This window comes from Flavobacterium sp. (genome assembly GCF_044348915.1).
Taxonomy (GTDB): domain Bacteria; phylum Bacteroidota; class Bacteroidia; order Flavobacteriales; family Flavobacteriaceae; genus Flavobacterium.
The window spans coordinates 20,969-33,186 of sequence record NZ_JBIKRX010000027.1; the positions used below are offsets into that span (position 1 = coordinate 20,969).

The 12,218-nt window shown below is 34.3% G+C and carries 12 protein-coding genes and 1 pseudogene; 7 read left to right on the forward strand and 6 right to left on the reverse strand.

Annotation, left to right across the window (positions count from 1 at the left end; genetic code table 11):
* Nucleotides 1-17: 17 nt before the first annotated feature.
* From ACIQ1E_RS06740 to ACIQ1E_RS06750, 3 genes and pseudogenes are all read right to left on the reverse strand, one after another.
* Nucleotides 18-461 carry a Sua5 family C-terminal domain-containing protein gene (locus ACIQ1E_RS06740; protein ID WP_396169890.1) on the reverse strand — a complete coding sequence of 148 codons (444 nt, stop codon included), beginning with the start codon at nucleotides 459-461 and terminating at the stop codon, nucleotides 18-20.
* Nucleotides 462-488: 27 nt separating this feature from the next.
* Nucleotides 489-984: pseudogene (locus tag ACIQ1E_RS06745) on the reverse strand (L-threonylcarbamoyladenylate synthase); the annotation flags it as partial.
* 34 nt (nucleotides 985-1,018) lie between these two features.
* Nucleotides 1,019-1,303: a hypothetical protein gene (locus ACIQ1E_RS06750; protein WP_396169873.1), complete on the reverse strand. Its 285-nt coding sequence runs from the start codon at nucleotides 1,301-1,303 to the stop codon at nucleotides 1,019-1,021.
* An 89-nt stretch (nucleotides 1,304-1,392) separates the two neighbouring features.
* Here ACIQ1E_RS06750 and ACIQ1E_RS06755 point away from each other — a divergent pair, with 89 nt between their 5' ends.
* Complete coding sequence (locus ACIQ1E_RS06755) at nucleotides 1,393-2,316, forward strand: LysR family transcriptional regulator (protein WP_396169875.1); 924 nt, start codon at nucleotides 1,393-1,395, stop codon at nucleotides 2,314-2,316.
* A gap of 9 nt (nucleotides 2,317-2,325) precedes the next feature.
* Here the strand turns inward: ACIQ1E_RS06755 and ACIQ1E_RS06760 are convergent, their stop codons facing one another.
* Nucleotides 2,326-4,431 carry an ATP-binding protein gene (locus tag ACIQ1E_RS06760; RefSeq protein ID WP_396169877.1) on the reverse strand — a complete coding sequence of 702 codons (2,106 nt, stop codon included), beginning with the start codon at nucleotides 4,429-4,431 and terminating at the stop codon, nucleotides 2,326-2,328.
* Between the two features lie 198 nt (nucleotides 4,432-4,629).
* Between ACIQ1E_RS06760 and ACIQ1E_RS06765 the strand changes: the two genes are divergently transcribed.
* Nucleotides 4,630-5,310, forward strand: a complete 681-nt coding sequence (locus ACIQ1E_RS06765) for a gamma-glutamyl-gamma-aminobutyrate hydrolase family protein (RefSeq protein WP_396169878.1) — start codon at nucleotides 4,630-4,632, stop codon at nucleotides 5,308-5,310.
* Nucleotides 5,311-5,316: 6 nt separating this feature from the next.
* Here the strand turns inward: ACIQ1E_RS06765 and ACIQ1E_RS06770 are convergent, their stop codons facing one another.
* The gene (locus ACIQ1E_RS06770) at nucleotides 5,317-6,915 is read right to left on the reverse strand and encodes a murein L,D-transpeptidase (protein WP_396169879.1); all 1,599 of its coding nucleotides are present in this window, start codon (nucleotides 6,913-6,915) and stop codon (nucleotides 5,317-5,319) included.
* A gap of 212 nt (nucleotides 6,916-7,127) precedes the next feature.
* On the opposite strand from ACIQ1E_RS06770, the gene rlmF reads away from it, so the two are divergent.
* The 5 genes from rlmF to uvrB all read left to right on the forward strand — a co-directional run bounded on the left by rlmF (nucleotide 7,128) and on the right by uvrB (nucleotide 11,690).
* Nucleotides 7,128-8,084 (forward strand): 23S rRNA (adenine(1618)-N(6))-methyltransferase RlmF, encoded by a 957-nt coding sequence (gene rlmF, locus ACIQ1E_RS06775; protein WP_396169881.1) that lies wholly within the window; start codon nucleotides 7,128-7,130, stop codon nucleotides 8,082-8,084.
* Nucleotides 8,085-8,150: 66 nt separating this feature from the next.
* Complete coding sequence (locus tag ACIQ1E_RS06780; protein WP_396169883.1) at nucleotides 8,151-8,813, forward strand: leucine-rich repeat domain-containing protein; 663 nt, start codon at nucleotides 8,151-8,153, stop codon at nucleotides 8,811-8,813.
* Between the two features lie 251 nt (nucleotides 8,814-9,064).
* Nucleotides 9,065-9,328, forward strand: a complete 264-nt coding sequence (locus tag ACIQ1E_RS06785) for a hypothetical protein (protein WP_396169885.1) — start codon at nucleotides 9,065-9,067, stop codon at nucleotides 9,326-9,328.
* Nucleotides 9,310-9,606, forward strand: a complete 297-nt coding sequence (locus tag ACIQ1E_RS06790; protein WP_396169886.1) for a type II toxin-antitoxin system RelE/ParE family toxin — start codon at nucleotides 9,310-9,312, stop codon at nucleotides 9,604-9,606. Before ACIQ1E_RS06785 ends, ACIQ1E_RS06790 begins: the two co-directional genes overlap by 19 nt.
* A 92-nt stretch (nucleotides 9,607-9,698) precedes the next feature.
* Nucleotides 9,699-11,690 carry an excinuclease ABC subunit UvrB gene (gene uvrB / locus ACIQ1E_RS06795; protein WP_396169888.1) on the forward strand — a complete coding sequence of 664 codons (1,992 nt, stop codon included), beginning with the start codon at nucleotides 9,699-9,701 and terminating at the stop codon, nucleotides 11,688-11,690.
* Between the two features lie 141 nt (nucleotides 11,691-11,831).
* On the opposite strand, the gene ACIQ1E_RS06800 is transcribed toward uvrB, so the two are convergent.
* A complete protein-coding gene (locus ACIQ1E_RS06800; protein WP_396169892.1) occupies nucleotides 11,832-12,101 on the reverse strand; it encodes a type II toxin-antitoxin system RelE/ParE family toxin in 270 nt (89 codons plus the stop codon).
* Nucleotides 12,102-12,218 lie beyond the last annotated feature (117 nt).

The following is a 12,218-nucleotide window of genomic DNA, read 5'->3' on the forward strand; positions in this document are numbered from 1 at the left end:
TATTTTATAATCTATGGTTAAATTTTAAATTCAAAATTCTCTTCTTGGGCTCTATAAAATCTGTCGTTGATTGTTACTCCAAGTCCTTTATCGGGCAATTTCTCCGCATAAATCACATCAAAATTCATTCTGTCTAATTCGTGCATTGCTGAATATAAATTACTCGCGGCTTCTACTAAATTTTTAGTATTTGATAATTGAATATACTTTGTGGATGACAAAGCTAAACTTTCATTTTTAAAAAGAAGAAAACCAACATTCAGATTCAAATTCTCCTTAATAGCTGCGCCTATGTTCTCCGAAACAATGAATTTAGTTCTAGGCGAATAGTGCTTATTGATCATTCCTGGCGCTTCAGGAGACGCAGCAGCTGTGTTTTTCACCGCTAGTTTTCCAATACATTTTTCAATTTCCTCATTCGAAATAGCTCCTACTCGGTACAAAAGCGGTTTGTCATCCACAAAACCAATGATAGTCGATTCGATACCTCGCTCACAAGACCCCCCCTCTAATATATAAGAAACCTTATCTCCTAACTGGGTTCTGACGTGTTCAGAGGTTGTCGGGCTAATGTAACCAAAAGGATTTGCGCTGGGAGCGGCTAGGGGAAAATTCAATTCTTCTAATAACGCTAAAGCAATTGGATGAGAAGGAATTCTGACGCCGACTGTATTCTTTCCGCTTGTCACAATATTAGAAACATTCGATTTTTTTCTAAAACTAGTGTCAATGGTCCTGGCCAAAATTGTTTAGCTAATTGGTAGGCAATAGGAAGAATGTTTGTAGCAACTGTATCTAAGTACTCAATTGATTTGATATGTACAATCAAAGGATTAAATAAAGATCTATTTTTAATTTGAAAAATTGGGCTACCGCTTTATCGTTAAAGGCGTTTGCTGCCAATCCGTAAACGGTTTCTATTGGTATTGCAACAACTTCTCCATTTCGGAGCAATCTTGCCGCTTTTAAAATTTTGTTAATCATTCATTAGATTAAAATCATTTTTAAAATTTAAAAACTACTCTTCAAAAGTAATACGAACTGTACTCTCAATTTTTAATTGCTTTCCGTTTGCACCAGCAACCTTAATCAATTCCTTAATACCTTCGATCGAATTTCTTAATGATTGAATCTTGTTCTCAGATATTGCAAGATCACTACCATGCCGAATATGATTACTAAAAGATTCCATTTGATGGTAGTTTATTTTATTATTAAACAAGGAAATAAGCACGTGCAATGCTTCTTCTGAATAAAATGTACCATCAATTAATTTAAACTCCTGTGCAGATTGTTTATTCATTTTTTGTTACTTTTAACTGTTTGCAAATATATTTCGATTTTTTTATAAATTATTATTTATATTTGCAATAATATACATTAAATTGTTTTATGAACTATACTCTACATCAATTACAGATATTCCTCAAAGTTACTGAAACAAAGAGCATCACTAAGGCAGCTGAGGAATTAAATTTGACGCAACCGGCCGTTTCAATCCAATTGAAAAATTTGCAAAATCAATTTGATATTCCATTAACAGAAGTTATCGGCAGACAATTATTCGTTACGGACTTTGGTCTTGAAATAGCAGAAACAGCTCAAAAAATAATAAATGAAGTCCAAGCCATCAATTACAAAACCATGTCTTTTAGAGGCATTCTCTCCGGAAAATTGAAGTTTTCTGTGGTTTCGACTGGAAAATATGTGATGCCCTATTTTCTGACTGGTTTTTTAAAAATTAACTCCGGAATCGATTTAAGTATGGATGTTACCAATAAAGCAAAGGTAATCACAAGTTTAGAAAATAATGAAGTTGATTTTGCGCTAGTTTCCGTTTTACCCAAAAACGTCAATTTGAATTCAGAAGTTTTATTAGAAGACAAACTGCATTTAATAGGAAACAAAGATGCAATTCAATCCACAGCTCCATTCGAGAAATCTATTTTTGGTTCCATACCATTAATATACAGAGAGGAAGGTTCGGCCACACGACTTATAATGGAAGAGTTTTTCGAGCGAAACGAAATCAAAGCACCTATGAAAATGGAACTTACTTCCAACGAAGCTGTGAAACAAGCGGTCATTGCTGGCTTGGGATATTCTATAATGCCTTTGATCGGATGCAACAACGAATTGACAAATGAAAAACTTCGAATTATTCCAGTGTCAGGTTTTCCGATTACATCGCAGTGGAGATTAGTTTGGCTAGAAAACAAAGTATTAAGCCCTGCTGCACAAGCCTATTTGGATTATCTTAAAAAAGAAAAAGACAATATAGCAAAAAAGTACTTTTCGTGGACTGAAGATTTTTAACCTTATTTCTTAGTCATGACTAAAAATAGAATCGACTAGTTCGAAGACTTTTTCTTTGTCTAAAGGCTTAGAAACATAAGCCGTAAAACCTGCTTGAATAATTTTTGCGTGATCTTCTGCCGACGCATAAGCTGTTTGGGCAATAAAAGGAAGTGTCGGATTGAATGCATGTATCTTTTTGAATGCTTCAAAACCATTCAAAACAGGCATCTTAATATCCATAAATACTAAATGAAGTTCGGAGTTTGAACGACACAAATCGACTGCTTTTTGGCCATTTGTAGCCCGCAACACCTTGTATTTTTTTAATTCTAAAATTCTCTTTATTAGTAAAAAATTGATATTATCATCTTCTGCAACTAATATTGTCTCGTGATTCGGTTTTTCAAATACTTTTACTTCTCGTACCAGATTTTCAACCGGAGCCAAAGTATCATATAGCAAAGGAATTGTAAAAGTAAATACCGAACCCACCTTTAGCTCAGAACTCACACTTATTGTACCTCCTAACATCTCTACGTATGCTTTTGATATTGCTAATCCCAAGCCTAAACCGCTAAGTTCAACAGAAAACTCATCTTCAATTCTTCTAAATCGATCAAAAATTACCTTTAAATTTTCTTTGTCAATTCCTAGTCCAGTGTCTGTTACCGAAAACACAATGGTATTATTCAACTCATTGATTTGGTAACCGAAAGTGACTGTACCCTTCTCGGTATATTTTATGGCATTAGAAATTAAATTGACAATGACTTGCTTGAGTTTAATAACATCGGTTAAGATGTTCTTATGAATAACATCGTTATTTTCGACAAAATATAATTCTAGTTCTTTTTCTGGCGGAATAGTAACCTTTATCGTTTCATACAATTCTTTGATGCACCTAGACAAATCTATTGAAACAATATTGGGCGCTATTTGTTTCGAATCAATTTTAGACATTTCAATTAAATCTTCAATGATTGAAACCAAGTTAATCCCACAATTTTGAATTATAGTGAGGTACTCTGTTCTTATTTCCTCACTTAATGTTGGGTCATTCAATAAATCACTAAAACCAACGATTGCATTCATTGGAGTCCTTATTTCGTGAGATAAATTGGCTAAAAACGAGGATTTCAACCTATCGCTTTCTTCTGCTTTTTCCTTGGATAGTTCTAGTTGTCTTCTTTGATGATTATTCTCTTCAAATAAATTACCAATATAACCAAACTCTCCTGGCTCCCCTTTTAATGAAGAAATAGAATTTGCATTACCCGTTTCCAAAAAATTGGTAATAAACCGCAGCGGTTTATAAACCCATTTCTTCGAGAAATAGAGATAAACTAAGATGTTGATAAATGCAGCAAGCATTAAGATAATTAAGATTTCTTTAGTGTTCTTAAAATGTAAATTAAAGGGTCTATTAAACTGTAAAACCCCTACTTCAGCACCAGTATAATCCTTAAGTTTTACATTGGCTTGCAATACATCATCATCTATTTTGGGAGCAGCATTTAGCTCCATTACATTCACAGTGGAACTACTAAAGTTATTAAGGGTTTTACAGTATTCCTTATCCATAAGCTTTACCATAAAGAAATAACCCGAAGGCTTAGACTTGTTTTTTTTAGGGTCATTTCCGGGGTGTATTGTCGCGCCAAAAACTTCGACAATTCCTTCTGGAATTTTTATATAAAATTGTATCAACTTTTTTTGATACAATTGCTTCATCGCCTGTTCAGGAATAAATAGGTTGGACTTAATCTTATTACCAGATGTTTTTATAATAAACTGACCATCGACGTTATAAACACCCAGATAATCCACTTCATAAGTTTCGAATTGGCTTGCAATATAGTTTCCGTACCAACCCTTATCTTTTGTTTTGGTAAAAAGTTCTAATTCATCCCAAAAGGTAATATCTATTATTGTCGATATCGGTGTTTTTGAATTAAGGTGAATAATTGATGAAACTTCATTATAATACTGTTTTTGAGTAGTTTTGAATAGTTGATGCTCTTGTTTTGATGTATAAATATAGAGCGCTACGTACAATAAGAAGAGAAATACACTTGTACTAATAATCAGTACCAATAATTTGTAATAAGTATTTAAAGCTCGAAAATTTCTCATAAAATAGAACTGGATTCAACAAAATGGATATAGTTGGTGTTAAAGATAAATAAATTAACTTGGACTAAACTATAATATAACAAACTTATACCGAGTAACTAGCACTTCGTAGAAAGCAACTGAGATAACCCTGAGAATTATCTATAATTTTTCCAGAATTTTAAATATCATATATTTGTATACTCAACTATCTACTGGATGATAAGAATTGGAATAACTTTTTCTGAATCGAATTACGTGAATTATCCTTTGTGGATCAAAGGTAATGACAGCTCGATTAGCATAATAGAACTTTCATACCACACCAACAATTTACAGGACGTAAGCCTATGTGACGCCATAGTTTTTTCAGGAGGAATCGACATGGATCCATTGGGAAATATAGTGTATGCCAATGCTCCAAAAAAATTCAATCTGGCTCGGGATCAATTCGAATTAGCTGTTTTACAAAAAGCCCTTGAAGAGCAAAAACCCATCCTTGGCATTTGCAGAGGTTTGCAGCTAATTAATGTTTTTCTCGGCGGCACTTTGCATTTGGATAACGGAGAAGCCATCAATAAAATTCACAGAAAAGAACACGAGGATAAAATCCACAAAATTAAAGTAGTAAAAGATTCTTCATTTCATTCGATCGTTCAGCAAGAAAACGGACTGGTTAATAGCGCACATCACCAATCTATCGACATACTAGGCCCTGGTTTAAAAGCGGTAGCTTATTCAGAAGATGGTGTCATCGAAGCAATTGAATCTTCTAATCCCAAGAAACAATTTTTGATTGCAGTTCAATGGCATCCCGAAAGAATGACCGATTTAGAAAACCCCTTCTGTAAAAATATTCGTGAAGCCTTATTAGAAAAAATAGTAAAATCTCAAGGTTAATTTTTTTTATTTTTCATTGAAAATCAATTTTGCCAATCGGTCATCTCTATCATACACATCATCGTAAAAGTTGATCTCTCCATTATCATTAACCCAAGCTGTGAAATAACCAATATAAACCGGGATTTTATTTTTTAAGACATAGCTGCTTTCTTTCCCCGCATTCATGGCAGCATCAATTTTCTTTGGAGTCCAATTTTTATCCTCTTTTAAAATATTGATGGCCAAATCCCTAGGTTTTCCAACCCTAACACAACCGTGACTATAAGCTCTAGTCTCATTGCCAAACAAACTTTTCGAAGGGGTGTCGTGCAAATAAATACTATTTGAATTTGGAAAAATAAATTTAACCAAACCCAACGAGTTTTTTATTCCTGGTTTTTGTCGCACATTCCCGTTGTTCCATTCCATATTGTGCTGTGCCAAATAATTTTTATTTTTTGCCATTCCCGGTTTTACCTCTTTATTTATTATACTAGTGGGAACGTACCAATACGGACTAAAAACAATATAGCTCATTTTACCACTAAAAATGACGGTTTTATTCATTGTTTTTCCAACCACTACAGGCGATTTCAAGGCTACTTTTCCATCACGAATAAAAGTAAGATTGTATGAAGGAATATTGACCAAAATATACTCGTATGAATTTGGAATTTCCGGAGACATCCAACGGCAACGCTCCATATTGACTAAAATTTGTTTTAATCTATCCGAAATAGGTCGGTTCATTTCGTTGATGTGCTTTGGCAAAATCAAATTATCACTTTTAAATCCATTTCTAAGCTGATATCGGGATACTCCTGCCACAAGCTCTGGATCATAGACATTACTTTTCGAGTTACTTTGTATATCGCCAGTTATATACAAGCGCTCTCTAATTTGACCAATAGCTACAGCACTATCACCGGGTTTATACGATTTGAAATTAGGTTCTAAATCTATTATTTTCCAACCACCCCCTTTTTCTATTTTTTGATATTTTTCTAAAATCGCCCGAAGTTTATAGTACTGTCCTATTTGGATTTTTATATCTTCCCCTGATGATTTAGAGTGCGTCATCACTGAATCCAATAAATTAACGTAAGAAATTTGTTTTCTTGGCAGCAACCAACCAATTTCAGTAGTCACTTTTGAATCCAACCCATTATATACTTTATCCGCATAAAAAAAGTAAAGGTTCGTAATCATCAGCTCTGTACTTTGTTGATCCAATGTATTTTCAATCTCTTCGTGAAAAATTCCTTCCAAATTTTTCTCATAGGGAAAAACCACTTTTAGCCCCTCTCTTTCAATATCTAAATATTTAGAATACAAGGAATACCCAAATTCAACGAGTCCTTTCTTGTCAAACCAAACCTGATTGAAATTATGCTTTCCATACAAAGTGAAAGTCTCTTCTTGGTACTTTTTTAATTCTGGATAGCTATTGTAAAATGAAACAATTGCGACGCTATCAAGGGGAATAGCGCTGTTATAAACTTTAGTTACATCAAGATTTGCAGAACTTATTTGTTTTATACTTTCTTTCTTCTTGTTACAAGAAACATTGGCAAAAGTGAATCCAAAAGTGATTATAATCAATAATATAAAGAATCTTTTCATAACATTACTGTTTATAGTTTCTCAAAAATAGAGATAAAATTGAATATTAAGAATATTTATGCAATAATTTAAGATAATACAAAGCTACAATATCAATAAACAGCAAAAAAAGCCTAGCATTAGAGTCAAAACAATTTATACTGAATAAGCTTAAGAATACTCCCGGCCTAATTATTCTCTTTTTCAACTATCTTTGCAACGAAATAAAGAAAATGAAACCAAAAACGATTATCGAAAAAACGAATTTGCATCCCAGAAATCAACATCGATTGGGATACAATTTCAAAACGTTAATAGCTGTTTGTCCAGAACTTAAACAGTTTGTGGCTCCTAATAAATTCAATCCAGAGGATGCCTCAGACACAATAGATTTTAGCAATCCGATGGCGGTTAAAGCGCTGAACAAAGCCTTATTAATAACCGATTACGGCATTCAAAATTGGGACATTCCAGAAAATTATCTTTGTCCACCCGTTCCCGGTAGAGTAGATTATATTCATTACATTGCCGACTTGTTGGCATCCAACAGCAACGGCCTTATTCCACAAGGAGAAAACGTACAAGTTTTAGACATAGGAATTGGTGCCAATTGCATATACCCTATACTAGGAAATACAGTTTACGGATGGTCTTTTGTAGGGACCGAAATCGACGAAAAAGCAATTCAAAATTGCAAAAAAATTATAGAATCCAACCCAAAATTAATTGATGGTATTAGTTTGCAATTACAGACCGAATCCCGTTTTATTTTTAAAAACATTATCACGGCCGAGGATCATTTCTCGGTCACAATTTGCAATCCTCCTTTTCATAATTCGCAGCTAGATGCTACAAAAGCCTCAATCCGCAAAGTCAACAACCTCGAAAACACAAGAACAACCAAGCCCGTACTAAATTTTGGTGGACAAAACGCTGAATTATGGTGCGAAGGTGGCGAGTTGGGTTTCATCACCCAAATGATTTTCGAAAGTGCCAAATATCCTATGCAGTGCCTTTGGTTTACAACTTTGGTCTCTAAAAAAGAGAACCTTGCAAGTCTTTATAAAACTTTAAATAAAGTCAACGTGGCCGAAATTAAAACTATTGGTATGGCTCAAGGTCAGAAAATCAGTCGGATTTTGGCTTGGACTTACCAAACGGAAGCACAGCAAAAAATATGGAAATTTTAGGTTTTGTTTAAACATTTCATTAGAAAATGATTTGTATGTTTACAAAACATTAATCAATTCCTAATTATGAAATCAGTAGTATACATTTTCTTTTTCTTTTTTAGTTTTCATATCTGTATTAGCCAGGCCACAACTGATACAAAAAAAACACAGAAAGAATATACCTCCCTTGAAGAAGCGCTCAAAAATCCTGAAAAGGTCTATAACTTAAACTTAAGCAACCAACAAAACATTGCTATCCCAAATGAAGCTTGGGCAAAATTTATCAACTTAGAAAGGCTTAGCTTAAAAAATGATCATCTGAAGGAAATCCCAGCAGGAATTGGAAATTTGACCAATTTGAAAGTGCTAGATTTGAGCGGAAACGACTTTACGGCCTTGCCACTATCGCTAAGAAAATTAAATCATCTAGAAGAGCTGTATTTAAACGATGAAAAAAACTTATTTCTTGACCAAAACAATCAATCACTAAATCTTCCTATGAATTTGCGGATTTTACATCTAGAAAATGACAATTTAAAAAACGTCCCTAAAGAAATTTATGAATTGGAAAAATTGGAAGAGTTATTTTTGAATGATAACAATTTCAATCAAATTCCGCAAGAGATGAACAGCTTGAAGAATTTGAAACAACTCGATTTTCACAATAATAAGATTCCACAACAATTACAGCAACAGCAGGAATCTCTAATTATTAATCAAAATTTTGGATTTAAAATCATTTTTTAAAGTAAGACCATTTATCCAAATCCGTAAATTCTGCGATTTTGTAGTTATGACTTTCAGTTTTCAACCTATTTTGTTTTAGATTATGTTTTTTTTGTCACAGATTGACGAACTCATCTTCAAAACGGCTGACCTAACAGAACAAATGTCCACAATTCTTAGCTTTTACTTTCCAATTAGGGAGTCAACAACAAATTTGCGTGTTTTAAAATTCATAACACTCTTTTTACTAAGTTTGTAGAAACTATTTTATTATGAGCACAATTGAACTTCGAGAAATATTGAAATCTAGGATAGACAGCATTGATGATGAAGCTTTTTTGTTAGCAATAAACACCATTTTGGAAAGCAAATCGAAAAGCGTCACAAACTACAACCAAGATTTACAAAAAATTATAATTCTTTCTGAAATTCAAAAAAAGGAAATTCAAAATGCACAAAAAGAATATTTGAATGGGAATTTTATTGAAAACGATGTCTTAAACGAAGAAATGGAAAGATGGTTGCAAGAAGAATAGTTTGGTCATCATCTGCAAAACTCCAATTAAAAACCATTTTTGAATATTTTAATTTTAGAAATAAAAGTAAATTATATTCCAGAAAATTGAATAGCCTAATTCAAACTGAATTAAAAACACTGCTCCAACAGCCCAATATTGGCAAAAAAACTAATTCTATAAATGTTCGAGGTTTATTAGTTGAAAATTATTATGTTTTCTATGAAATAAATGAAACCCACATTATAATTCTATCCGTTTGGGACACCAGACAAAACCCTGAAAAATTGAAATACTAAACCCAAACGGCTTTGCAAAGCGGAAGTTTTAAATTTTTCTAAAGCATTATTGAGGATTTCCTTAGTAACTTTGCCATTCTGAAAAGCGTTACATGAAATTCCAAGTTGTATCCGATTACCAACCCAAAGGCGACCAACCGCAAGCAATAACAAAATTAGCCCAAGGTGTGATCGCAGATGAACGTTATCAAACTTTGCTAGGTGTAACGGGTTCTGGAAAAACATTTACCGTGGCCAACGTTATTCAAGAAGTTCAAAAGCCCACCTTGATTTTGGCACACAACAAAACCTTGGCGGCACAGTTGTATTCCGAATTCAAACAGTTTTTCCCTAATAATGCCGTAGAATATTTCGTTTCCTACTATGACTATTACCAACCCGAAGCTTTTATGCCAGTGACGGGAGTCTTCATCGAAAAAGATTTATCCATCAATGAAGAGCTGGAAAAAATGCGTTTGAGCACCACTTCCTCCCTACTTTCAGGACGAAGAGATATTATCGTAGTGGCGTCGGTTTCCTGTATTTATGGTATCGGAAATCCGGTAGAGTTCCAGAAGAATGTTATTGCAATCGAGAAAAACCAAGTCATTTCAAGAACCAAATTATTACATAGTTTAGTTCAAAGTTTATACTCCAGAACAGAAGCCGATTTCAATCCGGGAAATTTCCGAATCAAAGGCGACACGCTTGAAGTGTATCCTAGTTACGCCAATGACGCCTACCGCATTCATTTCTTTGGAGATGAAATCGAGGAAATTGAAAGCTTTGATTTGAAGACCTCAAAGGTAATCGAACGAATGGAGCAACTCACCATTTATCCTGCCAATATGTTTGTGACTTCGCCTGATGTATTACAAAATGCTATTTGGGAAATCCAACAAGATTTAGTCAAGCAAGTGGATTATTTCAAGGAAATTGGTAAACATTTGGAAGCCAAAAGACTTGAGGAACGCACCAATTTCGATTTGGAGATGATTCGCGAATTGGGATATTGCTCTGGAATCGAAAACTACTCTCGATACCTTGATCAAAGAGAAGCTGGCACAAGGCCGTTTTGTCTGTTGGATTATTTTCCGAAAGATTATTTAATGGTTGTTGACGAAAGCCATGTCACCATTTCTCAAGTTCATGCTATGTACGGCGGTGACCGCTCTCGAAAAGAAAACTTGGTAGAATATGGTTTCCGACTTCCTGCAGCGATGGATAATCGACCTTTGAAGTTTGAAGAATTTGAAGCGATGCAAAACCAAGTGATTTATGTTTCGGCAACGCCAGCCGATTATGAATTGCAAAAATGTGATGGCGTTTATGTAGAACAAGTTATTCGTCCTACAGGTTTATTGGATCCCATTATTGAAATCCGTCCGAGTCTGAATCAAATCGATGATTTGATAGAAGAAATTCAAACCCGAGCCGAGATTGACGAACGGGTTTTGGTTACTACTTTGACCAAAAGAATGGCCGAAGAATTGGCTAAATATCTGGATAAAGTTTCCATTCGTTGTCGTTATATCCATTCCGATGTCGATACTTTGGAACGTATCGAAATTATGCAGGATTTGCGAAAAGGACTGTTCGACGTTTTGATAGGTGTAAATTTATTACGCGAAGGTTTGGATTTACCTGAAGTCTCCTTGGTTGCTATTCTCGATGCCGACAAAGAAGGTTTTCTTCGAAGCCATCGTTCGCTGACCCAAACCATAGGACGTGCGGCAAGAAACCTCAACGGAAAAGCCATTATGTATGCAGACAAAATTACTGCCAGTATGCAAAAAACCATAGACGAAACCAACTATCGTCGCGAAAAACAAATCAATTTCAATAGTGCAAACAATGTTATTCCGATGGCATTGAACAAAAAAATAGAAAGCGCGTTTACTAAAAACCCTTTGGTAGATTACGAATTAGGCCATACGCTTCCGACTGCCGCCGAACCAATTACGGAATATCTTTCGAAACCCGAAATCGAAAAACGCATTCGCGAAAAACGCAAATCTATGGAAAAGGCCGCCAAAGACTTGGATTTTATGCAAGCGGCAAAACTACGTGACGAAATCAAAGCATTGCAGGAAAAAATGGCTTAACTCATCTTATCCGACACTTGGCATAAGGTTTATAAAAAAGAAATCAATTCTATTATTATGGCATCCCTGCTGGGCGGATGCTATAACTTTCAGTTGTGAATTGGATGTTTAAGACATTGAAAAACGAATGTCAAAGAACTTTTAAAAATCTTGTCTGCCAATGATTGCCATTATTTCTATTTCATCAGCATTAATTTTGTAAAAAATAGTGTCTGCTCCACAAACACAGTAGCGATACCCATTTTTATAGTGATTCGCATTTGGAAACAGAAATGGATTTGAAGCTATTTTAGAAAAACACTCAAAAAACATTTCGTAGTATCTATCTGCTTGTTCGAATCCAAACTGACCAAAACCATATTCAAAAATGCGTGCCAAATCTTCTTCAACCTGAATATTAAGTTTAGGTATAGGCGCTTAGAGCACCCTTGTTATCTATTGATTTTATTGATATTTATTCAAATTTCACCATCTTTTTCATTAACACATCGAAGATTGTCCCCATATTTGACCTTCTATTGTATCTAA